Below are 24,443 nucleotides of genomic sequence, written 5' to 3'. Positions count from 1 at the left end.
TTTCAATCTCATTGCTTCAAGCCCTCCTGCAGCATGCCCAGCATGTCGCTGGCCGACATGCGCGCTGCCGCGTCGCTGCCTTCCAGCAAGCTGTCGGCCAGGTCGCGCTTATGCTGGTGCAATTCGACGATGCCTTCCTCGATCGTGTGTTTCGCCACCAGCCGGTAAATCGTCACGGGGCGCAATTGCCCCATGCGGTGGGCGCGGTCCGAGGCCTGGTCTTCCACGGCCGGATTCCACCATGGGTCCATGTGGATCACATAATCGGCCGCCGTCAGGTTGATGCCCATGCCGCCCGCTTTCAGGCTGATCAGGAAGACATCGCCTTCGCCTGCCTGGAAGGCGTCGACCCGGCGCTTGCGCTCCTGCATGGACGTGCTGCCGTCGAGATACTGGTAGCTGACGCCATGCTGTTCGAGGTGCTGGCGCAGCAGGGTCAAATGATCGACGAACTGGCTGAAGACGAGCACTTTGTGGCGGTTTTCCAGCAAGCCCGAGAGCAATTCGGCGAAGGCCGCCAGCTTGCTGCTGGCCAGGCCCAGTTCCGGCGCCACCAGTTGCGGATTGCAGCAGGCGCGGCGCAACTTCATGATTTCCGCCAGGATCTGGATGGCTTTCTTTGACGCCGGCCCTTCCAGCATGGCCAGCTTTTCCAGTGCTTCGCGGCGCAAGGATTCGTACAGCGCCGTTTCCTGCGGCGACAGTTCCACTTCCAGCACAATCTCCGTACGGGACGGTAATTCCGACAGTACTTGCGTCTTGGTGCGGCGCAAGATGAATGGCGCGATCAAGCGGCGCAGCCGCAAGCGCGCGCCGGCCGCCGCCCGCTTGTCCTGATCTTTTTCAATCGGACCGGCAAAGCGCAGGTTAAATTGATCGAGAGTGCCCAGCAAGCCTGGGTTGATGAAGCGGAACAGGTTCCACAATTCGCCCAAATGGTTTTCCAGCGGCGTGCCGCTGGCTACCATGCGGAAATCGCCTTGCAGGGCCATCACGGCTTGCGAGCGCTTGGTGGCGCCATTCTTGATCGCTTGTGCTTCGTCAAGCACGATGCTATGCCAGCGCACGCCGGCAAACATGCTCGCTTCCTGCTGCAGCAAGCCATAGCTGGCCACCACCACGTCGAATGGCTGCAAGGTATCGAGCATGTCGGCCCGGTCGCCGCTACCGAACAGTTTGATCTTCAAGGTCGGCGCGAAGCGCTGCGCTTCGCTGATCCAGTTCATGCACACGGACGTGGGTGCCACCACCAAAGTGGGGCCGTTGGGCGCGCGCGCCAGGATCAGCGCCAGCGCCTGCAAGGTCTTCCCCAAGCCCATGTCGTCGGCCAGGCAGGCGCCCACGCCCCAGTGCGCCAAGCGCGCCAGCCATTCGAAACCGGCCAGCTGATAGTCGCGCAAGTCGGCTTGCAGGGTGCTGGGCAGTTGTGCCTGATAGTCGTCGAGGGCGCGCAGGCGCAGCAAGTGCTCGCGCCACAGTTGGTCGGCCTTGACGCCGCCGGCATCGTTGGCCAGCTCTTCGAGCGCGAAGGCGGCCAGCGGGTGGACGCGGACACCATCGGCCTGCGTTTCGCCGTAGGCGGCCAATTCCGACAGGCGCCGGTGCAATTCGTCGCTGAGGGCCAGGAACTGGTTGTCACCGAGGGCCACGAAGCGGCCCTTATTGTTCTGCATCAAATCCAGCAAGGCGCGCAAATCCATCACCTTGTCTTCATCGATCTGCACCTCGCCGCTGGCGGCAAACCAGTCTTTTTCGCTCCTGATATTCAATCGCATCTGGCCGCTGTCGATGCGTTTCGACACGCGCATGGTTTCGCCTTCGGGCCAGGCCAGCACAATGCCGGAGCCGACAGCGGCGGGGTCCAGCGCCTGTAATTCCAGCAGCAATTGCAAGCCCAGGGCAGGCTGGCCCAACAGCCACTCGCCATGCTCTTCTTGCGCCTCTTCCAGCACCAGGCAACGCCCGATCAGCTGGCGCTGCGCTTCGCGTTCTGCGTTCAGGTCGCGCCGTGCTTGCACGGCGCGGCCCGCCACGTCGGCAAACACGCTTTCGGCGCCGCTGCCGGGCGCGTAATAGGCGCCGTTATCGAGCAGCGGGCGGACTAAAATCTGCATTTTCAAGCCCTGCTGGTAGGGCAGCAGGTGCACATGCAGACGCTGGTCGGCCGTGATCGTTTCCGCTTCGCCGCCGCCGATATCCGATTGCACCGTGACCATGGATGAGATGGCGCCGATTGCTTGCATGACCTGTTTTTCCGCATGCAGCGGCACGGACAGGCCCAGGCCCACGATGGCGCCGATGCGCCGGTGCTCGTCGAGGATGTGTACCACGCGCAAGCGCGTCGGCGTTTCGCGCTGCAGCACCACATTGCTGCCGTTGTCGGGCAAGGGGGGCTGCATGCCCAGCCAGAGCTGCCCCTCGTGCGACTTGATCAGCAGTTCGGGCGCGCCGGCGATCAGTTCCACGCGCGTCTCGGGCGCGTCGAGCCAGAAGACGAGCGGGTGGCCGACCAGCAAGAGGGCGGCCTTGTCCAGTTCGATTTCATAGCGCGCTGCCGACGAATAATACTGTTTGAAGGGCGCGATGCTGCCAGCCGCGCGAGCGTCCTGCGGCGTGAGGAAATCGATGTCGCCTGCCGCTTCGGCCAGGCGTTTCAAGCCCATGGCGCGGCCCTTGCTCCAGCCGCCGCGCGCGTCGCGTTTCTGCTCGCGCACTTCCACGGCCGTGAGGCCGAAGCGCGGGTCGAACGCCACCAGCCACACCAGGCGCGAGACGCTGCCGATGGCCTCGGCGGGAGCATCTTGCTGCAGGTTGATCAGTGCGCTCAGCTGGCGCTGCCACGCTTCCTGGCGCTCGAACCACGGCGCCATATCGGTCAAGCCGTGCTGCGCCCGCTTGGCCGTCGCATAGCGCTCCTGCTGCGGCTCGCCCATCAAGCCCAGCAAGCCGGCCGCCTGCGCCGCGATCAAATCGTAGCCGGCGGCATCGGCTTGCTGTACCAGCAAGTGCAGCTGGTCCTTGCGTTCGTTCAATTGCGGTAGCGCAAGCCAGTAGTACAGCAAGGCCTGGAACAACTGCGCCTGCAAGCCCGTTTCCCAGTTGCGCGTGGCGATGCTTTGCGCCAGCAGTACGCCGGCGCGCACCAGGCGCAAGGTGTTGAGCTGCTGGTAGACGATGCTGTCGTGGTTCGGCTGCGCATGCAGTGCGATATCGAGGTAAGCTTCCGCGCTTTTGAGCAGCTTGGCATCATTGCCGCGCAGCAGGGCCAGCACGTACAGGTGGCCGCCGATGCCGCTGAAGCACAGCTTGCGCTTGCCGGCCTCCTTGCGCAGCCCTTTCAGGGCGATTTCAAAGCCCGCTATGGCGTGCGCTTGTTCGCCGCGCAAGAGCACGATGCTGCTGTCGACAAACAGCGCTTGCGCGCCCTGCTGGCCCGCCAGGTAGCTGGCGGCCGCGTCGAGTTCGCCGCACAGCAGGGCGTCCTCGGCCAGGGCCAACGGCAGCGCGGCGCCGATATGGTCGCCGGCCGCCGCCTGGCGCGCATGGTGTGCGCGCGCATACGCGCGGATGGCGCGCGCCGTGGCCGGCTCGCGCGGGGCGTTGCCCAGCAGCACGGCGAGAATGTCGTCTTGCAGCTGCGGCATGACGAAAGACAGCATTTCCGGCTCGAACGGGCGGCCGAAGATCTCGATCAGCGGATGCAGTTGCTGCGCTTCATAGCAGGCCATGCAGGCGGTCAGGATGGCGCTCACATGACGCACTTCGTCATTGCGCAGCAGGGCGATGCGCAGGCGCGCCACGCCTTGCCGGTAGCTGCGCAGCTCCACATAGCCATCCCAGTTGCGGCGTACGGGGTTGATCAGCTCGATAGCCTGGCACAGGTCGCGAAACGCCAGGTGCTCGATGGCGGCGCGCATGGCGGGCCAGCGCAGCTTCGCCTCGCAGGCAAAGCCCCGTCCCACCACTTCCAACGCCAGCGCATGCCGCGCCAAATGTTGCAGCATGCCCGTGATGGTGAGCAGGGAAAATGGCGTGCCGTCCGGCTCGACGATATTGGCGCGCTGCAAGTGTTCATACACGGCATGCTTGCCCACCGGTTCGCCCGCGATGGCCAGCAAGGCCAGGATCATTTTTTCGTGCTGCTGCAGGGCGGCGAATTCGTCCAGCAGCAGCTGGTCTGGATGCGGCTCGGTCATGCGGGCAAATTGGCGATATGTACGGCAGGCTCGCCGGCCGCCACAGGCAGGCCGAACACGCGCTGGTAGAAATACAGTTCCGCGTCCAGGGTGCGCACGATGTTTTCCGCCTTGCGGAAGCCGTGTCCCTCGCCTTCGAGCGGCACATAGGCGACCGGCACGCCGCGCGCCTGCAAGGCGTCGACCATCAGCTGCGACTGCTGCGGCGGCACCACTTTGTCATCGAGGCCCTGGAAGAAAATCATCGGGCGCGACAGTTTATCCGTGTGGTGGATGGGCGAGCGTTCACGGTACAGCGCTTCGGCTTGCGGCTGCGAGGCGATCAGGTAGTCGGTGTAACGCGATTCGAACTTGTGCGAATCGTTGTCCAGGCCCTTCAGGTCGGATACGCCATAGTAACTGGCACCGGCCTTGAAGACGTCGTGGAAGGTCAGCGCGCACAGGGTCGTCAGGCCGCCCGCGCTGCCGCCGCGGATGATCAGGCGCTCGGGGTCGGCCAGGCCATTGCTCGCCAGGTAGCGCGCGCCGGCGATGCAGTCTTCCACGTCGACGATGCCCCATTGCCCGCGCAGCGCGTCGCGGTATTCGCGGCCGAAGCCGCTGCTGCCGCCATAGTTGACGTCGAGCACGCCGATGCCGCGGCTGGTCCAGTACTGCGTCGCCAGTTTCAAGGTATTGCTGGCCATGCTGGTGGGGCCGCCATGGCTGATGACGATGACGGGCGGCAAGGTGCCCGCCGGCGCCTGCACGTCGCCATTGGCGGGCGCATAAAAGAAGGCGTAAGCCGTGCGGCCATTGCTACTAGGAAAACTCAAGCTGCGCGGCACCGACAGGTAAGCGAGCGCGGGCAAGTGTGCGATCGACTGCGCCAGCACTTCCAGCTCATGGTTCGACAAGTCGATGCGCGCCAGTTCCAGCGCGATGGTGGGGCTACCGCCCAGCAGTACGACACAGCCGGGGCCCACGCGCAGTTCGCGGATTTCCTGGTAGGGGTGGGCAATCGGCTCGAGCTTGGCCGCCGCCACGTTCAATTGCGCCAGGTAGCTGATGCCGGCCTGGATATACGTGCAGACGATCTCGTCGTCGGAAAGAAAGCCGTACATGCTGGCGCCGAAGGTCCAGTGCGGCGTGGCAAATTCCGCGTCCATCGGGCATAGCGCCTCGATGTCGGCGCCGTGCAGGCGGTACAGATTCCACCAGCCGCTGCTGTCGGAAACGAAGTGCAGCAAGCCATTCGGCGACCATTCCGGCTGGCAGATCGATTCGCGCGCGCCGCCAGCGATCAGGCGTGGCGAACCCAGCGTGCCGTCCGCGTGCACGTCGGCCAGCCACAGTTCCGTGCCTTGCCAAGGCAGGCGCGGGTGGTCCCAGCTGATCCAGGCCAGCTGGCTGCCGTCCGGCGACAAGCGCGGCGCCGCATAAAAGTCGTGACCATGCGCCAGCACCGTTTCGCGGCCGTCGAAGCCGACTGCCGCCAGGCAATTTTCCGGGTGCGCATGGCCGGTGTCCGGATGCTGCTCGCGCACGCTGATCAGGCGGCAGCGGGCTGCATCGACGACGAAGTCTGCGTGGCGCGTGTTGCCGCCCTTGCTGAGCGCTTCCGGCGCGCCGTCGCCGGCGACGCGGTACAGGCAATTGTCTGCAAAATGCGAGAAATACACGGTATCGCCCGCGATCGCATACGCAGCGCCGCCGTATTCATGCACGCGGGTGCGCACATTGAAGGGCGCCGGCGTCAATTCATCGACTCTGGCGCCGCGCTGGCGCAGCAGGGTGTTACGGCCGGCCTCGCTGGCGCGCCCGGCCAGCCAGAACACGTCGCTGCCATCGGCACCGCCCAGGGCCAGCTGCGTCAGCGGCGAGGCGCCAGCGGCGACGATGGCCGCGCTGATCGGCGATGGCCAAATGCCATAAGGGGTGCTGGATGCGGTCGAGGTCATGCGGGCTCCGTGTCGTAATGGGAAGAAGGGCCGCCGGGCGGCGTCAGGCAGCGCGGCGGCGTGCATCATCATAATGGAAGGGCTGGCACAACGAAAGACATCGCTGTGCGTGGCAAATGCTGTAAAGCGGCACTGGAATCAATGAAATGGCAGCGATTGGATGCGATAATATCGCTTCTCCAAGCTCGATTGCCTGCCATGCCACAATTTGCTCCGCTCCAGAATGATACTTTCCTGCGCGCCTTGCTGCGCCAGCCGACCGAGCACACCCCAGTCTGGCTGATGCGCCAGGCGGGCCGCTACCTGCCCGAGTACCGCGCCACGCGCGAGCGGGCCGGCTCCTTCCTGGGCTTGGCAAAGAATCCCGATTACGCCACCGAAGTGACCTTGCAGCCGCTGGAGCGCTTCCCGCTCGACGCCGCCATCCTGTTTTCCGACATCCTGACGGTGCCTGACGCGATGGGCCTGGGCTTGTATTTTGCCGATGGCGAAGGGCCGAAGTTCGAGCGCCCGCTGCGCACGGAGCACGATGTGAAGGCGCTGCAGGTGCCGGACCTGGCGTCGCTCGACTACGTTTTCAAGGCGGTCACGCAGATCCGCACGGAACTCAATGGCCGCGTGCCGCTGATCGGTTTTTCCGGCAGCCCATGGACCCTGGCGTGCTATATGGTGGAAGGCAGCGGCTCGAAAGAGTTCCATACCATCAAGAAGATGCTGTACAACCGCCCTGACCTGATGCACCACATCCTGGCCATCAATGCCACTTCCGTGGCGCAGTACCTGAATGCGCAAATCGATGCCGGCGCGCAAGCCGTGATGATTTTCGACTCCTGGGGCGGCGCGCTGGCCGATGGTGCCTACCAGGAATTCTCGCTGGCCTACATGCAGCAGGTGGTGGCACAGCTGAAACGCGACAAGGATGGCGTCAAGATTCCCGCCATCGTGTTTACCAAGGGCGGCGGCCAGTGGATCGAGCAGATCGCCGACATAGGCGCCGATGCCGTGGGCCTGGACTGGACCGTCAACCTGACGCGCGCGCGCCAGTTGGTCGGGCATAAAGTGGGCTTGCAGGGCAATCTCGACCCCGCCATCCTGTTCGCCAGTCCCGAGCAGATCCGCGCCGAAGTGGCGAAAGTGCTCAACGCCTTTGGCGCGCCATCGGCCGGCACGGGCCACGTATTCAACCTGGGCCATGGCATTTCCCAGTTCACGCCGCCGGAATCGGTGCATGCCATGGTGGAAGCCGTGCACAGCATGAGCCGCGCCATGCGCAGCGGCCAGTAAGTTGCCGCGTCCCCTGGTGCAGGGGCAAAAAAGGCAGGCTTTCCCGCGGAAGCCTGCCTTTTTCTTTACTGCGCCCTGGCAGGAAATGCCGACTTATGCACAATTTTTTTTCTGCGGAAATATGAGGCAGTTGAAAATCCATGCCCAGGGATGCTCTGCAAGTGCTTGATTATTAAGAAATAAAAATTCAGCACCAGGCGCACTTTGTGGCAATTGCTCAGGTTGTTCTTCCGCTTGGCAGCCTTGTTCCTTCATTGTCCACAAAGTTATCAACAGATGCTGTGGATAAAATTGAAAAATAGTTGTCCATCGGTATGGAGCGTCGAGATTCAGGTTTTAACTGGAGTGCATGCTGCAGAGCATAATCATTGAACAATGTTTCATCACTCGGCAGGCCAAGACAAAGGCTTGCCCCGGAATTGTCAACTTTGCTGTATGCCGCCCCCGTTTGCGTCGATCGGATGCCTCTAAATGGTGCTTATTTCTGTACAAAAAAATGACAAATGCTGCAGTTATGCACAGCGGCGGAAATGCCTCACGGATTTATCACCTCCCAGAGGTAAATTTTTAAGTCATTGATTTTAAATAGTTAATTTTTCTTTCCTCCCCCTCTTGACGGCGATCAAAATTTTCTATCCACATTTTTATGAAAGTTAATTTTGCTTTGTCCACAAAGTTATCCACAGAATTTCTTTTTGGCAGCATGGCACGCGCTCGTGTCTGCCGTTAGGCGTTTGACGGACGAAACAAGTATCATGGCCCGCTGGCTTGATGCCTGACATTGCGCCGCGCCATCGACCCTGCGGCGCGCTTTTTTATTGAGATAGGCCACCCCTCCCATGCCGCAGCGCATTTTGACGTCGTGCATCCTGAAAATCGCGCTCGACACGCCCTTGAACGCCCTGTTCGATTACCGCTGGAGTGCGCCGCCGGGCGCCGGCGCTGATGCTGATGCTGGCGTGCCTGTACCGGTAGTGGGGCAGTTGCCGCGAGTGGGGCAGCTGGCGCTGGTGCCGTTCGGCCGGCGCGAAGTGATGGGCTTGATCGTCGGCATCTCAAGCAGCACCGACGTACCCGTCGAGAAATTGAAGGATGTGCTGGCCGTGCGCAGCCAACTGGCGCCGTTGTCGGAACAGTGGCTGGCGCTGGCCGCCTTCGCCGCCGATTATTACCAGCGCCCGCTGGGCGAAGTGGCCTTGCCGGGCTTGCCGAAGAACTTGCGCGTGCTGACCACCGTGGCGCTGGATCGCGCCATCAAGAAGTTGGCCAAGCTGGCCGACGCGCACGATGGCACGCCGCTCAACATGCCGCTCCTGAATGCCGCCCAGCAAGAGGCGGCGGACGCCATCGGCGGCGCGCGCGGTTTCAAGCCGACGCTGCTGTACGGCGTGACGGGCAGCGGCAAGACGGAAGTGTATCTGCAAGCCTGCGCCCAGGTTTTGGCGCGCGACGATGATGCGCAAATCCTGATCCTGGTGCCGGAAATTAATCTGACGCCCCAGTTGGAAGGCAATATTCGCGCGCGCTTTCCCGGCGTCATGCTCGCTACCTTGCACAGCAGCTTGTCGGAAGGCGAGCGCATGCTGCACTGGCTGGCCGCCCACCGGGGCCAGGCGCGCATCATTCTTGGCACGCGATTGGCCATCCTGGCGTCGCTGCCGGCATTGAAACTGATCGTCATCGACGAAGAGCACGACCCATCCTACAAGCAGCAGGAAGGCTTGCGCTATTCGGCGCGCGACCTGGCCGTGTGGCGCGCCTGGCAATTGCAGATTCCCATCGTGCTGGGCTCGGCCACGCCCTCGCTGGAAAGCTGGCATCACGCGCAGACGGGGCGCTACCGCAAGCTGGAATTGCGCGAGCGGGCAGTGAAAAATGCGGTCTTGCCGCGCGTCAAAATACTCGACATGGAGCGCGACCGGCCGAAAGATGGCCTGACCTCGCATCTGATCGCCGCCTTGAAGCTGCGCATGGAGCGGGGCGAACAGTCGCTGCTGTTCTTGAATCGGCGCGGCTATTCTCCCGTGATTTGCTGCGAATCGTGCGGCTGGATCAGCAATTGCACGCGCTGCACGTCGTTCATGGTGCTGCACAAGCCCGAGCACCGCCTGCGCTGCCACCATTGCAGCCTGGAATTGCGCATTCCCCGCCATTGCCCCACCTGCGGCAATGTCGACTTGCAGCCGCTGGGACGCGGTACGCAGAGGGTGGAAGAGGGTCTACAGCAATTGTTTCCAGAGGCGCGTATTTTGCGCATCGACGCCGATTCCACGCGCAAGAAGGGCAGCGCCCAGGCAGCGTTCGATACCGTGCACCGGGGTGAAGTGGATATTTTGATCGGCACGCAGATGGTGGCCAAGGGCCACGATTTCAAAAAGCTGACGCTGGTGGGGATTTTGAACCCGGACACGGCCCTGTTTTCGCAGGATTACCGGGCCAGCGAACGGCTGTTTGCCCAGCTGATGCAAGTGGCGGGCCGCGCCGGGCGCGCCGCGCAGACGCAAGGGGGCAGCGTCAGTGAGGTGCTTATCCAGACGCGCTATGCGCGCCATCCACTGTACGACGCCGTCGTCAACCACGATTACGAGCATTTCGCCACCAGCTTGCTCGAAGAGCGGGCACAGGCGGCGCTGCCGCCGTATCTGTTCCAGGCACTGCTGCGCGCCGAAGCGCCCGAGCTGGCCACGGCCATCGAGTTCTTGCAGGCGGCCAAGGAATGCATGGCCCACCCGCAGGTGAACATCAATGATCCGATTCCCATGAGCATGACGCGCGTGTACAACGTGGACCGTGCCCAGCTGCTGCTCGAATCGCCCTCGCGGCCCGCGCTGCAGGCGTTTTTAAAGGAATGGTTGGCGCAATTGCGCGCCATGAAGACGCGCGTGAAATGGTCGCTGGAAGTGGACCCGCTGGATATCTGAATTACGCCAGGTAGTCGCGCGCCGACTTGACGATCTGCTCGGATAGCAGCTTGGTAAATGGCGTGTCCAGGGTCCAGGCATGCCAGCTCAACGGTACGTCCAGAGTGCTGCCCGGCAGCAGATCGACGAGACGATCTGTCGCCAGCGCCGGCGCGGCCAGGCGCTGCGGCACCAGGCCATAGGCCAGGCCATCCTGGACGCAGCTGCGGCGCGCCGTTTCCACCGGTAAGGTGTGGTGCGGAAACGGCTCACGCATGCCCAATTGTTCAGCAAGAAAACGCGCCAGCAAGCCGTGCTGGCCCACCACGGCGGGTGCCAGTTGCACCGCCTCGTCACTGAAACCATCGCCGAACCAGTGGCCCGCAAACACCGGCGTGGCCACGCAGACATAGCGCAGCACGCCCAGCGGCGTGACGCTGGTGGCCGCCGCCGCATCGGGCGCTGTGGCGGTTTCGGCCGCCACGCAGCCAAACACGGAGCCATCGCGCACCATTTGCAAGGCGCTGTCGCTGTCGGCCAGGCGCACGTCGAGCTGGCAGCGCGGTGGCGTCAGCAAGGCCGACAGGGTAGCGGGGAACCAGGTGGCCAGGCTGTCGGCATCGATGGCGATGGCGATTTCCGGCATGCTGACACTATTGCCCAGGTCGATGTCGAGCGACGCTTCCATCAGCTTGACGTTGCGGTGATGCACGATCAGGCGCTGGCCCAGGCCCGTAGGCACGGCCGGCTGGCCACGGATGATCAGCAGGCGTCCGCTGGCGTCTTCCAGCGCCTTGATGCGCTGCGATACGGCCGACTGGGTGATGCCCAGCGCGAGAGCAGCCTTGTCAAAACTGCCGTGGCTGGCCACGGCGTCCAGCACGGCCAGCGCGCGATAATCGAGTGATAGCATTAGCTCAGCTTATAAATCAATACATTAATTAGTTATACTAATACATGTATTGCTGCAAAGTAAAACTTTATTTTTGCCAAACGGGTAGTATCGAAGCGCATGAGCAATCAGACGCGGAGATCAGTGACATGATGAAAACACGACAAGTCGATGTGGCAGTGATCGGCAGCGGTACGGCTGGCATGACGGCGCACAAGGCGGCGCGCCTGCAGGGCAAGCGCGTGCTGATGATCGAAAGCGGGCCGTACGGCACGACTTGCGCGCGCGTGGGCTGCATGCCCAGCAAACTCTTGATCGCGGCCGCCGAGGCGGCCCACGCGGTGGCTGCGGCGCCCGGCTTCGGCGTGCATCCGGGCTCCGTGCGCATCGACGGCAAGCAAGTCATGCACCGGGTGCGCGGCGAGCGCGACCGCTTTGTCGGTTTCGTGCTCGACGGCATCGACGCCATTGCCGACGAGGAAAAATTGCGCGGCCACGCACGCTTTATCGGTCCCGGCAAATTGCAGGTGGGCGAGCACAGCATCGTCGAGGCCACCAGCATCGTCATCGCCACCGGCTCCACGCCCATCGTGCCGCCCGAGTGGCAGGCGGCGGGTGAGCGCGTCATTACCAGCGACGCCGTGTTTGAGTGGACCGACTTGCCCAGCTCCGTGGCCGTGGTCGGCAGCGGCGTGATCGGCCTGGAACTGGGTCAGGCGCTGGCTCGCCTGGGCGTGCGCGTGACCCTGTTTGCGCGCGGTAATAATGTCGCGCAGCTGACGGACCCGCTGGTGCTGCAGGAGGCGGGCGCCGTGCTGGCGCGCGAACTCGATATCCGCTTCCAGACCAGCGTGGCGCACGTGGAAAAAACGCCGGATGGCAGCGCCATCGCGCTGACCAGCCGCGATGCTGCGGGCCAGGAAAAAACCGAGCAGTTCGAGTATTTGCTGGCCGCCATCGGTCGCCGTCCGAACGTGGATCAACTCGGCCTGGAAACGGCGCAAATTGCGCTCGACCGGCATGGTATCCCCCTGTATGACCCGCACACCATGCAGTGCGGCCAGAGTGCCATCTTCATCGCCGGCGATGCCGACAACGCATTAGCGCTGCTGCCCGAAGCAGCCGACGAGGGCCGCATCGCGGGCGACAACGCGGCGCGCTTTCCTGACGTCAAGCCGAGCTTGCGCCGCACGCCATTGACGATCGCCTTCACCGAGCCGCAGATCGCTACCCTGGGCGCCACCTACCGGCAATTGTGCGCAAGCCACGCGGGCCGTTTTGCCGTGGGCGCCGTATCCTTCGGCAACCAGGGCCGCAGCCGAGTGATGCTGCAAAACCAAGGCTTGCTGCGCGTGTATGCGCAGTTTGGCAGCCAGCGTTTGCTTGGCGCCGAGCTGATCGGCCCAAGGGCGGAACACTTGAGTCACTTGCTGGCCTGGGCTTGCCAAGCCCAGCTGACGGTACCGGCCCTGCTCGACATGCCGTTTTACCACCCCGTCATCGAGGAAGGCGTGCGCACGGCCTTGCGCGAGCTGGCGCTGCACCTGGCAAAAGACCCTGAACACGCACCCGGCTGCGCCGATTGCTCGCCCGGCGTCTGATGCGAGCGTATGCTTGAGCTACATTTTGTAGGCGAGCTCATCGCGCCAGACCTTGCTGCCAAACGTGGCCCAGCGCGCAACGTTGATGCCCGACACGGCCACCCTGGATGCGCCGCTGGCGTCGTTGCTGGAGCGCGCCAGAACTTGCACGCCATCGGTGAAGTGCCCAGCGCGGAGCAGGCGGGACTGCAGTGTCGCTCCGCCCAGCTGTGGGGCCGCAGCGCGCATCTAGCGCAAGCGTTTAATTGAGCAGGCCGATGTCCAGGCGTCCCTCGGCGGCCAGCTCGCGCATGATGCGCACGGTGTCGATGTCGGACTCCTTGTAGGCGGCGCGGCGCAAGTCGTCGTACATGGCGTTGGCTGCATCGGTGGCCGCGTCGTGGCCGTCGTCGTACTGGAAGCGCACCCACAGGCTCGCTTCATCGGGCATCTCGATGGTCATCACCAGCGAGGACGCGCTGATATCCTTTTGCGCCGGCACCGTATAGCGCACCTGCAGTTGCGGCAGCAGCTGCACCGTATCGTTGATGACCAGCTCGCCATAGCGCAGGCTGCGCGCGAAACCGTCATCGCTGCGTTCGCTGATCTGGCACTCGTCCAGGTGCGGCACGAACAATTTCGGCGACTCGGCGCGCAAGACCAGGCCACGCCAGACTTGTTCCAGGCTCAGGGTGTCGATCAGCGGGTTCAGCGGATCGTTGATTTCAATCAGATGTTCAAATTTCATGGGACTGCCATTCGGTAAGTGGGCGCGCACGGGCGGTATAGGCGGAATGGTACTCTAGCGCTGGCTTGGCCGCACGCCTTGCCTGGGCCGAGATGGCGGCAATTGGCGAGATATCAATGTCATTGCCTGTTTTTCGCGCAGATCTGGCCGTGCAAAAGGCGGACGCGACGCTGTTACAATGGGCTGCTGTTCCCTGCGGAAATACCCTGATGTCCAAAGCACCACAGTTCGGTCTGAATGCGCCGCAAAGCGAAGCGGTTACCTACCTCGACGGCCCTTGCCTGGTGCTGGCGGGCGCCGGCTCGGGCAAGACGCGCGTGATCACGCAAAAGATCGCTCACCTGATCGAAGACCGGGGCTATGACCCGCGCACCATCGCCGCCCTGACCTTCACCAACAAGGCGGCGCTGGAAATGCAGGAGCGCATCGCCAAGCTGTTGAAACAGCCACGCCAGGCGAAGCAGTTGACGGTATCGACCTTCCACTCGCTGGGCGTGAAAATCCTGCGCCAGGAAGCCAATGGCGTGGGCTTGAAAGACCGCTTTTCCATCATGGACAGCGATGATTGTTTTTCGCTGGTGCAAGACCTTGCCATTACCACCGATAAACAGGTGATCCGTGGCATCCAGAGCGCCATGTCGCTGTGGAAAAACGGCTTGATCGATCCGGACATGGCGCTGGCGCAAGCCAAGGACGAGGACGAAGCGAACGCGGCGCGCATCTACCGCAGCTATGTGGCAACGCTGTCTGCCTACCAGGCCGTCGATTTCGACGATTTGATCCGTTTGCCGGTGGAACTGTTCCGCAATAACGGCCCCGTGCGCGACAAGTGGCAGCGCCGCCTGCGCTACCTGCTCGTCGACGAATATCAGGATACGAATACCTGTCAGTACGAACTGGTCAAACTGATGGTGACGGGCATCGGCAAGAAGCCGATGTTTACGGCCGTGGGTGACGACGACCAGGCCATCTATGCCTGGCGCGGCGCCACCGTGGAAAATCTGAAAACGCTGGAAACGGATTTCCCCGATTTACGCGTGATCAAGCTTGAGCAGAATTACCGCTCCACCATGCGCGTGCTCAATGCTGCCAATGCCGTGATCGGCAATAACCCCAAGCTGTTTGAAAAGTCGCTGTGGTCGGAACATGGCCTGGGCGAGCCGATCAAGGTGCTGGGCATGCAGACGGACGAGCAAGAGGCGGAGCAAGTGGCCATCATGATCTCGGCCGACCATTTTGAACGCAAGAACAAGTTTTCCGATTACGCGATTCTGTACCGTGGCAACCACCAGGCGCGCATCATCGAGCAATGTTTGCGCAAGGAACGTATTCCATACACGATTTCGGGCGGCCAGAGCTTCTTCGACAAGGCGGAAATCAAGGACATCATCAGCTACCTGCGTTTGCTGGCTAACGAAGACGACGATCCAGCCTTCATCCGCGCCGTGACGACGCCGCGCCGTGGCGTGGGGCAGTCAACCTTGGAAGCGCTGGGCGCGTTTTCAGGCCAGTGGCAGTGCTCGCTATTCCAGGCCGTGTTCAAGGGCGGCATCGAGGCCAAGCTGACGGACCGCCAACTGGGGCCGTTGCGTGATTTTTGCAACTTCATCAACGACCTCGAATCGCGCGCCAGCCGCCCGGGTGCCGCTGGCAGCGGCGACAACGCGGCCGAAGTGCTGGACGACATGATGAAGGAAATCCACTACGAATCGTATCTGTACGATGCCTTCGAGGAACGGCAAGCGCAAAGCAAGTGGCAGAACGTGCTGGAATTCGTCAATTGGCTCAAGGAGCGCGGCAGGGGTGGCAAGGACCGCGACGGCGAAGAAAAGAACGTGCTGGAATTGACGCAGATGGTGGCCCTGATGACCATGCTGGAGGGCAAGGACGAGGAGCAGGATGCCGTGCGCATGTCCACCCTGCACGCGTCAAAGGGGCTGGAGTTCCCGCACGTGTTTCTGGTCGGCGTGGAAGAGGGGATTCTGCCGCACAAGGGCGACCCCGACGCGCCCGCCGAAAGCATCGCCGCGCGCATCGAAGAAGAGCGGCGGCTGATGTATGTGGGCATCACGCGGGCCCAGCGCACCTTGCACGTCAGTTGGTGCAAGAAGCGCAAGCGGGCTGGCGAACAAGTCCATTGCGACCCGTCACGTTTCATCAAAGAAATGGAGCTCGACGTGGGTGACGCCGTGCCGACGGAGTCGGAAATCATTTCGCCGAAAGAACGGCTGGCGCGCATGAAGGCCTTGCTGGCCACGCCGAAAGTGTAAGCAGCGTTCAGGCTTCCACGGCGCCGTCGGGCGTGGTTTTTGGCACGATGGCCAGCTGCATGCCCAGTGCATCGAGCATCTTTAAAATGGTTTCGAAGCGCGGTTTGCTGCCTTCGCGCAAGGCTTTATACGCGCCTTCGCGCGTGATGTCGGCCCTGGCCGCCACGTCATGCAGGCAGTCTTCGCAGCGCCGCTATTGTGCCGTCTTGCGCGCGTCGATCAACGGTGGTTCGTGAGCCGCAGGCGTGTCCATTGTTTGTTCTCATTCGTCAAGCGGTTTGATTCAGCCATCAGTGAAGAATAGGCAGAAATGGCCACCTGACCGATGGGGAATGGACGAGGTTTGTGCTGGCTCACGGCGCTGCGGCGGTAGAATGCCCCCTTTCAGTCAGGAATCACCGAGAGCACCATGGATAATGCAGAACAGATGGAAGTACGTTTCGTCGATATCGAAATCAAGCTGGCGCAGCAGGAAGACTTGGTCGAGTCGCTGAACCAGATGGTGTACCAGCAAGGCAAGCGCATCGACCAGCTCGAAGCGATGTTGCACAAGCTGGGCGAACATGTGCGCGACGGCGCGCAGCAGGCGAATGGCGGACTGGTCAACGAGCGCCCGCCGCACTATTGATACGGCATCCTGGCGCGGAGCGCATGAAAACCGTTCATTATCGGCTGGCGCGCCACCATTGTTTATTGCTGATGACGCAAGTGTGTCAGGCTGTTATTATTTCAGGCTGGCCCGCGACACAATCGCGGCTCTCTTGCGTTTCTTGAAAGAAGACATGACCCGTCCAACAATGCTCGTCATCGCCGCCAGCTTGATGCTGGCGCCAGCCGCTGCCGCTTTTGCCGCTACCGCCACCACAGCGCCTACCACGGCCGCTACTGCGGCTGCCGCCTTGCCCGCTTCGAACCCGTTTGCGCAGGCCAGCAGCCTGCCGTTCTACTATCCACCGTTCGACAAGGTGCAAGACGCCGACTACGCGCCCGCTTTTACGGCAGGCATGGCCGCCAACCTGGCGGAAATCAACGCGATTGCCGACAACAAGAAGCCAGCCACGTTCGACAACACCATTGTCGCCATGGAGCGCTCGGGCCAGTTGCTGAGCCGCGTGCGCACCGTTTTTTCCGTGATGTCCGGCTCGAATACGAATGAGACGATCCAGGGCCTGGAACGCGAGCTGGCGCCGAAAATGGCAGCCCACAGCGACGCGATCATGCTCAACGACAAATTGTTCAAGCGCATCGACAGTCTGTACGCCAAGCGCGACAAGCTGGGGCTCGATGCCGAATCGAAACGCTTGCTGGAACGCTACCACACCGACTTCGTGCGCGCGGGTGCCAAGCTGTCGGCGGCCGACAAGCAAAAGCTGCGCGCCTACAATGGCCAGCTGGCGGCCCTGTCGACCAAGTTCGCACAAAATGTACTGAAGGAATTGAACGCCTCGGCCGTCGTCGTCGACACGCGCGAAGAGCTCGACGGCCTGTCGCCGGCCGCTATCGACGTGGCCGCCGGCCTGGCCAAGAAGCGCGGCCTCGATGGCAAGTATGTGATTGCCCTCGTCAACACGACGGGCCAGGCACCGCTGTCGCTGCTGACCAACCGCGCCGTGCGCGAACGCATCATGGCCGCCGCGCAAGCGCGCGGCAGCCGTGGTGGCGAGTTCGACAATACCCAGGAAGTACTGGAATTGGCGAAATTGCGCGCCGAACGTGCTGCGCTGATGGGCTACCCGAACTATGCTGCCTATTCACTGGAAGACCAGACGGCGCACGACACCACCGCCGTGAATACCTTGCTGGGCGAGCTGGCGAAACCGGCCGTCGTCAATGCGCGCCGTGAAGCAGACGATATCCAGAAGGTTATCGATGCAGGAAAAGGCGGCTTCAAGGTGGGCGCCGCCGACTGGGCTTTCTACAGCGACAAGGTACGCGCCGAGCGCTACAACTTTGATGAGACGCAATTAAAACCGTACTTTGAAATGCACAGCGTATTGACCAAGGGCGTGTTCTTTGCCGCTGGAAAATTGTACGGCCTGAGCTTCAAGCAACGCACCGACTTGCCCGTCTACACATCCGACATGCTGGTGTACGACGTCTTCAATGAAGACGGCACGCAACTGGCCATCTTTACGCTCGACCCTTACGCGCGCAGCAACAAGCGCGGCGGCGCCTGGGCGAACGCCTACGTGGGCCAATCGAGCTTGCTGAACCGCAAGCCGGTCATCGCGAATAACTTGAACATTCCAAAGCCGGAAGCGGGCCAGCCGACCCTGATGACGTTTGACGAAGTCAACACCATGTTCCACGAATTCGGCCATGCACTGCACGGCATGTTTTCGAACGTGAAGTACCCGCGCTTCGCCGGCACCAGCGTGCCGCGCGACTTCGTCGAATACCCGTCGCAAGTCAATGAAATGTGGGCGCTGTGGCCCGAAGTGCTGCAAAACTATGCCAAACATTATCAGACGGGCGCGGCTATCCCGGCCGAGCTGCTGGCTAAAGTGACGGCAGCCGACAATTTCAACCAGGGCTATAAAACCACGGAATACCTGGCATCGGCCCTGCTGGACCAGCGCTGGCACCAGTTGACCCCGGCCCAGATCCCGACCGACGTGCTGGCGTTTGAGAAAGCCGCCTTGAAAGACGCGGGCGTCGATTTCGCCCCTGCGCCGCCGCGTTACCGCACCACGTATTTCTCGCACGCATTCGCGGGCGGCTATTCGGCTGGCTATTACGCGTATCTGTGGTCGGAAAAGCTCGATGCCGACACGGTCGAGTGGTTCAAGGAAAACGGCGGCCTGACGCGCAAGAACGGCGACTGGTTCCGCGCCAAGCTGTTGTCGCGCGGCGGCAGCGCCGATGCGCTCGACATCTACCGCAACTTCCGCGGCCGCGATGCGAAGATTGAGCCGCTGCTGCAACGCCGTGGCTTGAACGGTCAGTAAACAGGGGTATTGCCGGCCTCAAAGCCGGGTCAATGAAGTGGCTGCCAAGCGATTGGCAGCCATTTTTATTTGGGAATTTTGATGATAAACCGTGGTAAAGCGCGCATTTGCCGCTATGCACCACAGGAGTGCCCATGTTGGATGACGCCCGTGTGACAGGCTGCTATGATCTCCCACTGGCCCGCGATGCGATCGCGGTTCTCTCCCGCGCTTCCTGAAAGATGTCATGATCCGTCCACAACTGCTCGTCATCGCTGCCAGCGTCATGCTGGCTCACGCCGCTCCTGCCGCCCTGGCCGCCGCCGCTACACCGGCTGCCGCCATCAGTGCCCAGAATCCTTTGCTCAAAGCCAGTCCGCTGCCGTTCCAGATGCCGCAGTTCGGCCTGATCAAGGACGCTCACTACGCGCCGGCGTTCGCCGAAGGCATGAAACGCCAGCTGGCCGAAGTCAACGCGATTGCCAACAACCGCCAGGCCCCCACGTTTGAAAATACCATCGTCGCCCTCGAGCGCACGGGGCAGCTGCTGCACCGCGTGCAGAGCATCTTTAGCAACATGACCTCGACCAACACCAACAGCGTGATCGAAGCGGTGGAAGTGGATGTGTCGCCGAAACTGGCCGCGCATGGCGACGCGATTACCCTGAACCCGAAACTGTTTGCCCGCATCGACACCCTGTACGCCAAGCGCGACAAGTTGGGCCTCGATGCCGAATCCTTGCGCCTTTTGGCCCGCTATCACACGGATTTCGTGCGCGCCGGCGCCAAGCTGTCCGATGCGGACAAGGAAAAATTGAAAGCCTACAACGCCGAGCAGGCGGGCCTGGAAACGGCCTTTGCGCAAAACGTGCTGAAGGAAACAAATGCCAAGAGCATCGTCGTCGATACGCGCGCCGAGCTCGCTGGCATGACGGACAGTGATATCGACACGGCCGCCACGGCAGCCAAGGAACGGGGCTTGACGGGCAAGTTCGTCATCGCCCTGGTCAACACCAGCAGCCAGCCGCCGCTGGCTGTATTGACGGATCGCAAGACACGCCAGCGCCTGATGGACGCTTCGCTGAAGCGCGGCAGCGAAGGCGGCGAGTTCGACAATCGCGCCATCGTGCTGAAGCTGGCAAAACTGCGCGCCGAACGGGCCACCTTGCTCGGTTACGCCAATTACGCCGCCTACTCGCTGGAAGACCAGACAGCCAAGACCACCACGGCCGTCAACACCCTGTTGTCGGAACTGGCGAAACCGGCTGTCGCCAACGCGCGCCGCGAAGCGGCCGACCTGCAGCAACTGGTCGACGCGGAAAAAGGCGGTTTCCAGGTAGCGGCGGCCGACTGGGCCATCTACACGGACAAGCTGCGCAAGCAACGTTTTAATTTTGATGAAAACGAGCTGAAACCGTACCTGGAACTCGATAGCGTGTTGAATAACGGCGTCTTCTTTGCCGCCAATAAACTGTACGGCATCAGCTTCAAACAGCGTACCGATCTGCCGGTGTACAACCCGGACGTGCGCGTCTACGACGTACTCGATGCCAACGGCAAGCCGTTGGCGCTGTTCATCGCCGACTTTTATGCGCGCGGCAACAAGCATGGCGGCGCATGGATGAATGAATACGTGTCGCAATCGTCACTGATGGGCACGCATCCGGTGGTGGCCAATCAGTTGAATATTCCCAAGCCGCCTGCCGGCCAGCCGACGCTATTGACCTTCGATGAAGTGACGACCATATTCCACGAATTCGGCCATGCGCTGCACGGCATGTTTTCAAACGTGAAATACCCGCGCTTTGCCGGCACCAGCGTACCGAGCGACTTCGTCGAATATCCATCGCAAGTCAATGAAATGTGGGCTATCTGGCCGGAAGTGCTGCAAAATTATGCCAAGCACTACCAGAGCGGCGCGGCCATGCCGCAGGAGTTGCTCGACAAGGTCACGGCAGCGAAGAAATTCAACCAGGGCTTCATGACCACGGAATACCTGTCGGCGGCCCTGCTGGATCAACGCTGGCACCAGCTGGCGCCGAGCCAGATCCCGACCGACGTGCTGGCCTTTGAAAAAGCGGCCTTGAGCGATGCGGGCGTCGATTATGCGCCCGTGCCGCCGCGCTACCGCAGCAGCTACTTTTCGCATAGCTTCGCGGGCGGCTATTCGGCGGCCTATTACGCCTATTTGTGGTCGGAAAAGCTGGACGCGGAATCGGTCAACTGGTTCAAGGAAAACGGCGGCCTGACGCGCAAGAATGGCGACTGGTTCCGCAGCAAATTGCTGTCGCGCGGCGGCAGCGTCGATGCCCTGCAACTGTTCCGTGATTTCCGCGGCCGCGACGCCAGCGTGGAACCGCTGCTGGAACGCCGCGGCTTGAATACCAAGTAAGCCGTCCTTATCTGAAGCTTGCGCTGCGTCTTCATGACCCACGCAAGCTTTCTTTGCCGGCGGCGTAGAATTGCGTAAGATGTCAACAAGAAGGTAGTAGAAAGAGTATATGAGTCAGCAAGATTTGAATGGCATCACCCTGGAAGCTATCGTGACGCGCCTGCAGGCCCACTACGATTGGGACGGCTTGGCCAAGCACATCGATATCAATTGCTTCATCAGCGATCCCAGCATCAAGTCGAGCCTGAAGTTTTTGCGCAAGACCCCGTGGGCCAGGAGCAGGGTGGAACAGTTGTACCTGGACACGCAATTTACTGACTGACAGGAAAAAACATGGATAGCAAACTCAAGGAATCGCTGCAACAGCTGCATTCGACACTCCAAACCAGCGGCCCCGTTGATGAAGAACTGCATGCGTTGCTGCAAAAACTCGACGTCGACATCAAGTTGCTGATGGAAAAGCGCGCTGCCCAGGAACAGGACCAAGAGTCGACCACCTATGGACTGGCCGAGCGCAGCCAGGAATTGTCGGCCAAGTTTGCCGTCAAGCATCCGAAACTGGAGCCGGCCTTGCGCGAGTTGGGTGAGATTTTAGCTAATATGGGTATCTGATCGGGGTCAGTCGCTACGCGTTGATCGGGGGCCGACCCGTCGGGTCGTACCCCAGCAGTCAAGGTGTTGGGTCAAATGCCAACGTCTACCCCCAGACCTTAAATTCTAGGGTCAGACTCAAAGGGTGTGACCCCAAGTAATTGAAAAATAAACGTTTTTTATACGGAAATCCAACAGTAAAAAGCAGGCCGTCAGGTTGGAAATGGCCAATTCCGGTACAATCCGTACCCTATGAGCTCCCCTACCAATTTATTTGCGACCGTTCCCAAGCGGTCTGCCCGCGCTGCCGTAGCGCCTTTCCTGCCGATGTCGCGTGCCGAGATGGACGCGCTGGGCTGGGACCAGTGCGACGTCATCCTCGTCACGGGCGACGCCTACATCGACCATCCGAGTTTCGGCATGGCCCTGGTGGGTCGCCTGCTTGAAGCGCAGGGTTACCGCGTCGGCATCATCAGCCAGCCCGACTGGCTGTCGGCCGAGGCCTTCCGCATTCTCGGCAAGCCGCGTCTGTATTACGGCATTACCGCCGGCAATATGGATTCCATGGTCAACCAGTACACGGCTGACCGCAAGATCCGTTCCGACGACGCCTACACCGCGAATGCCGAGCCGAACAAGCGCCCGGACCGCGCCGTCACCGTGTACGCCCAGCGCGCGCGCGAAGCCTATCCCGACGTGCCCATCGTCATCGGCAGCATCGAAGCATCCTTGCGCCGCATCGCCCATTACGATTACTGGTCGGACAAGGTCCGCCGCTCCGTCTTGCCCGATTCCAAGGCTGATTTGTTGATTTTCGGCAATGCCGAGCGGGCGCTGGTCGACCTGACCCACCGCCTCGCTGCCGGTGAAGCGATCAAGGATATCCGCAACTTGCGCGGCACGGCCTTCATGGTGCCTTCCGGCTGGTTGCCCGGCGACGATTGGGGCGTGCACAATTCGACCCGCGTCGACGTGCCCGGCAAGATCGACCCGCACTACAGCCCGTACGAGATGGTGCAGGAAGACAAGACCGCCTGCGCCACCGAAAATGCATCGAAATCGGCTGAAGTCATCAAGCCTATCCGTATCATGAGTCGCGAAGAGCGCCTGGCCATGGCCAAGGAAAAGCACGACAAGACGGTCGTGCGCCTGCCAGCCTACGACGTCGTCAAGGATGACCCGGTCATGTATGCGCACGCGTCGCGCGTGTTCCACCTGGAATCGAATCCCGGCAATGCGCGCGCCATGGTGCAGGCGCACGGCGAACGCGATGTGTGGCTCAATCCACCGCCGCTGCCGCTGGCCATGGACGAGATGGATGGCGTGTACGACATGAATTATGCGCGCGCACCGCACCCGAGCTATGGCAAGGCGCACATTCCCGCCTGGGAAATGATCCGTTTTTCCGTCAACATCATGCGCGGCTGTTTTGGCGGCTGTACTTTCTGCTCGATCACCGAGCACGAAGGGCGCATCATCCAGAGCCGTTCGGAACCGTCGATCTTGCGCGAAATTGAGCATATCCGCGATAAAACCAAAGGTTTTACGGGCACTATTTCGGATATGGGCGGCCCTACGGCGAATATGTATCGCCTCGCATGCAAGGAAAAAGAGATCGAAGTGTCGTGCCGCCGCCTGTCTTGTGTCTACCCGTCCATCTGCGTGAATCTGGGCACGGATCACAGCAAGCTCATTTCCCTGTACCGCAAGGCGCGCGCAATTCCCGGCATCAAGAAAGTGCTGATCAGCTCGGGCTTGCGCTATGACCTGGCCGTGCGCTCGCCTGAGTATGTGAAGGAACTGGTGACGCACCACGTCGGTGGCTTGCTGAAGATCGCGCCCGAGCATACGGAAGAGGGCACCTTGTCGAAGATGATGAAGCCCGGCATAGGCGCGTATGACGAGTTCAAGGAAATGTTCGACCGTTTCTCGTTGGAAGCGGGCAAGAAGCAATACCTGATCCCGTATTTCATCGCCGCCCATCCGGGCACGACAGACCTGGACATGCTGAACCTGGCTCTGTGGCTGAAGAAAAACAATTTTAAATTGGACCAGGTGCAAACCTTTATGCCTACGCCGATGGCGATGGCCACGACGATGTATCACACGCGCAAGAATCCCTTGCGCAAGGTGACGGCTGACTCGGAAGTGGTGGAAACGGCGCGTAGCGGCAAGATCCGCCGCACGCATAAAGCTTTCCTGCGCTACCAGGACCCGGCCAACTGGCCTATCCTGCGCGAAGCGCTGGTCAACATGGGGCGTGGCGACCTGATCGGCAATGGCGACAAGCATCTGATTCCTGCCTGGACTTCGTCGGAGTCGGGTGGCCTGGCGGCAGGCGAGCGCAGCCGCCAGACGCATGGTGCCGGCACGCCGGACAAGTTCAAGGTCACGCCGGGCAAGAACCGTATCGCCCTGGGCGGCACGGCAGCGGCGCCAAAAGCTTCGGCTGCCGAGTCGAAAGTGCGTCCCTCGATCTTGTCGACCATCAAAACCCGTGCCAAACCAGCCGCCGCGCCGCTGGGGCGCGGCAGCAAGCCACCTGCTAAGGGCGGCCATGCCGCGCCGGCACGGGGCGGACGCAAGTAACTGTCATCTCCCTTGGGGCATGGATGGAAAACCCGGCAACGCGACCTGCGCTGCCGGGTTTTTTCTTTCTGCGCACCAAGATAGGGCGCGGCGCCCTTGCCGGCAGGTTTACTACCGGTAGTTGAAAACTGAAA

The 24,443-nt window shown here is 61.7% G+C and carries 16 protein-coding genes; 10 read left to right on the top strand and 6 right to left on the bottom strand.

Annotated elements, in window-relative coordinates; all coding sequences use genetic code 11:
• Positions 1-8 precede the first annotated feature (8 nt).
• Together H4V96_RS20970 and H4V96_RS20965 are read right to left on the bottom strand one after the other, a co-directional pair.
• A complete protein-coding gene (locus tag H4V96_RS20970) occupies positions 9-4,196 on the bottom strand; it encodes a DEAD/DEAH box helicase (RefSeq protein WP_196856546.1) in 4,188 nt (1,395 codons plus the stop codon).
• Positions 4,193-6,136, bottom strand: coding sequence for a prolyl oligopeptidase family serine peptidase (locus H4V96_RS20965; RefSeq protein WP_196856547.1), 1,944 nt, complete (start codon positions 6,134-6,136; stop codon positions 4,193-4,195). The genes H4V96_RS20970 and H4V96_RS20965 overlap by 4 nt, the downstream gene beginning before the upstream one ends.
• Positions 6,137-6,334: 198 nt before the next feature.
• On the opposite strand from H4V96_RS20965, the gene hemE reads away from it, so the two are divergent.
• Complete coding sequence (hemE, locus tag H4V96_RS20960; RefSeq protein ID WP_029496739.1) at positions 6,335-7,420, top strand: uroporphyrinogen decarboxylase; 1,086 nt, start codon at positions 6,335-6,337, stop codon at positions 7,418-7,420.
• A gap of 839 nt (positions 7,421-8,259) precedes the next feature.
• Entirely contained in the window at positions 8,260-10,341 is a 2,082-nt protein-coding gene (locus tag H4V96_RS20955) for a primosomal protein N' (RefSeq protein WP_196856548.1), read from the top strand.
• Position 10,342: 1 nt separating this feature from the next.
• Here the strand turns inward: H4V96_RS20955 and H4V96_RS20950 are convergent, their stop codons facing one another.
• Positions 10,343-11,233 (bottom strand): ArgP/LysG family DNA-binding transcriptional regulator, encoded by an 891-nt coding sequence (locus tag H4V96_RS20950; protein WP_196856549.1) that lies wholly within the window; start codon positions 11,231-11,233, stop codon positions 10,343-10,345.
• Between the two features lie 131 nt (positions 11,234-11,364).
• On the opposite strand from H4V96_RS20950, the gene H4V96_RS20945 reads away from it, so the two are divergent.
• Positions 11,365-12,813, top strand: coding sequence for a dihydrolipoyl dehydrogenase (locus H4V96_RS20945; protein WP_196856558.1), 1,449 nt, complete (start codon positions 11,365-11,367; stop codon positions 12,811-12,813).
• Positions 12,814-12,831: 18 nt separating this feature from the next.
• Here the strand turns inward: H4V96_RS20945 and H4V96_RS20940 are convergent, their stop codons facing one another.
• Together H4V96_RS20940 and H4V96_RS20935 are read right to left on the bottom strand one after the other, a co-directional pair.
• Entirely contained in the window at positions 12,832-13,041 is a 210-nt protein-coding gene (locus H4V96_RS20940; protein WP_196856550.1) for a hypothetical protein, read from the bottom strand.
• Between the two features lie 13 nt (positions 13,042-13,054).
• The gene (locus tag H4V96_RS20935) at positions 13,055-13,540 is read right to left on the bottom strand and encodes an SRPBCC family protein (RefSeq protein WP_196856551.1); all 486 of its coding nucleotides are present in this window, start codon (positions 13,538-13,540) and stop codon (positions 13,055-13,057) included.
• Between the two features lie 209 nt (positions 13,541-13,749).
• Here H4V96_RS20935 and H4V96_RS20930 point away from each other — a divergent pair, with 209 nt between their 5' ends.
• Positions 13,750-15,810, top strand: coding sequence for a UvrD-helicase domain-containing protein (locus H4V96_RS20930; RefSeq protein ID WP_010402092.1), 2,061 nt, complete (start codon positions 13,750-13,752; stop codon positions 15,808-15,810).
• 7 nt (positions 15,811-15,817) lie between these two features.
• Here the strand turns inward: H4V96_RS20930 and H4V96_RS20925 are convergent, their stop codons facing one another.
• On the bottom strand, positions 15,818-15,976 hold the full coding sequence (locus H4V96_RS20925; protein ID WP_196856552.1) for a hypothetical protein: 159 nt from the start codon (positions 15,974-15,976) through the stop codon (positions 15,818-15,820).
• Positions 15,977-16,219: 243 nt separating this feature from the next.
• Between H4V96_RS20925 and H4V96_RS20920 the strand changes: the two genes are divergently transcribed.
• The 6 genes from H4V96_RS20920 (at position 16,220) to H4V96_RS20895 (ending at position 24,309) form a co-directional block, all read left to right on the top strand.
• The gene (locus tag H4V96_RS20920; RefSeq protein WP_034753936.1) at positions 16,220-16,438 is read left to right on the top strand and encodes a SlyX family protein; all 219 of its coding nucleotides are present in this window, start codon (positions 16,220-16,222) and stop codon (positions 16,436-16,438) included.
• Positions 16,439-16,592: 154 nt separating this feature from the next.
• On the top strand, positions 16,593-18,758 hold the full coding sequence (locus H4V96_RS20915; protein ID WP_280721142.1) for a M3 family metallopeptidase: 2,166 nt from the start codon (positions 16,593-16,595) through the stop codon (positions 18,756-18,758).
• A 226-nt stretch (positions 18,759-18,984) separates the two neighbouring features.
• Positions 18,985-21,129, top strand: a complete 2,145-nt coding sequence (locus H4V96_RS20910; protein WP_196856553.1) for a M3 family metallopeptidase — start codon at positions 18,985-18,987, stop codon at positions 21,127-21,129.
• A 109-nt stretch (positions 21,130-21,238) separates the two neighbouring features.
• Positions 21,239-21,451 (top strand): VF530 family protein, encoded by a 213-nt coding sequence (locus H4V96_RS20905; protein ID WP_010402080.1) that lies wholly within the window; start codon positions 21,239-21,241, stop codon positions 21,449-21,451.
• Positions 21,452-21,462: 11 nt separating this feature from the next.
• On the top strand, positions 21,463-21,741 hold the full coding sequence (locus tag H4V96_RS20900; protein WP_070346046.1) for a DUF4404 family protein: 279 nt from the start codon (positions 21,463-21,465) through the stop codon (positions 21,739-21,741).
• A 231-nt stretch (positions 21,742-21,972) separates the two neighbouring features.
• Positions 21,973-24,309, top strand: a complete 2,337-nt coding sequence (locus H4V96_RS20895) for a YgiQ family radical SAM protein (protein ID WP_080570705.1) — start codon at positions 21,973-21,975, stop codon at positions 24,307-24,309.
• Positions 24,310-24,443 lie beyond the last annotated feature (134 nt).

The sequence above is a fragment of the Janthinobacterium sp. CG_23.4 genome (assembly GCF_029892305.1).
GTDB lineage: Bacteria > Pseudomonadota > Gammaproteobacteria > Burkholderiales > Burkholderiaceae_D > Janthinobacterium > Janthinobacterium lividum_D.
The sequence above is the reverse complement of the archived record's forward strand: the minus strand, read 5'-3'. Positions and strand labels throughout refer to the sequence as shown.

What these genes read in the sequence shown, in the direction of transcription:
- hemE (WP_029496739.1), top strand. Translation starts at nt 6,335, where the DNA reads ATGCCACAATTTGCTCCGCTCCAGAATGATACTTTCCTGCGCGCCTTG.
- H4V96_RS20935 (WP_196856551.1), bottom strand. Translation starts at nt 13,540, where the DNA reads ATGAAATTTGAACATCTGATTGAAATCAACGATCCGCTGAACCCGCTG.
- H4V96_RS20955 (WP_196856548.1), top strand. Translation starts at nt 8,260, where the DNA reads ATGCCGCAGCGCATTTTGACGTCGTGCATCCTGAAAATCGCGCTCGAC.
- H4V96_RS20900 (WP_070346046.1), top strand. Translation starts at nt 21,463, where the DNA reads ATGGATAGCAAACTCAAGGAATCGCTGCAACAGCTGCATTCGACACTC.
- H4V96_RS20895 (WP_080570705.1), top strand. Translation starts at nt 21,973, where the DNA reads ATGAGCTCCCCTACCAATTTATTTGCGACCGTTCCCAAGCGGTCTGCC.
- H4V96_RS20945 (WP_196856558.1), top strand. Translation starts at nt 11,365, where the DNA reads ATGAAAACACGACAAGTCGATGTGGCAGTGATCGGCAGCGGTACGGCT.
- H4V96_RS20965 (WP_196856547.1), bottom strand. Translation starts at nt 6,136, where the DNA reads ATGACCTCGACCGCATCCAGCACCCCTTATGGCATTTGGCCATCGCCG.
- H4V96_RS20970 (WP_196856546.1), bottom strand. Translation starts at nt 4,196, where the DNA reads ATGACCGAGCCGCATCCAGACCAGCTGCTGCTGGACGAATTCGCCGCC.
- H4V96_RS20915 (WP_280721142.1), top strand. Translation starts at nt 16,593, where the DNA reads ATGACCCGTCCAACAATGCTCGTCATCGCCGCCAGCTTGATGCTGGCG.
- H4V96_RS20940 (WP_196856550.1), bottom strand. Translation starts at nt 13,041, where the DNA reads ATGCGCGCTGCGGCCCCACAGCTGGGCGGAGCGACACTGCAGTCCCGC.
- H4V96_RS20930 (WP_010402092.1), top strand. Translation starts at nt 13,750, where the DNA reads ATGTCCAAAGCACCACAGTTCGGTCTGAATGCGCCGCAAAGCGAAGCG.
- H4V96_RS20950 (WP_196856549.1), bottom strand. Translation starts at nt 11,233, where the DNA reads ATGCTATCACTCGATTATCGCGCGCTGGCCGTGCTGGACGCCGTGGCC.
- H4V96_RS20910 (WP_196856553.1), top strand. Translation starts at nt 18,985, where the DNA reads ATGATCCGTCCACAACTGCTCGTCATCGCTGCCAGCGTCATGCTGGCT.
- H4V96_RS20905 (WP_010402080.1), top strand. Translation starts at nt 21,239, where the DNA reads ATGAGTCAGCAAGATTTGAATGGCATCACCCTGGAAGCTATCGTGACG.
- H4V96_RS20920 (WP_034753936.1), top strand. Translation starts at nt 16,220, where the DNA reads ATGGATAATGCAGAACAGATGGAAGTACGTTTCGTCGATATCGAAATC.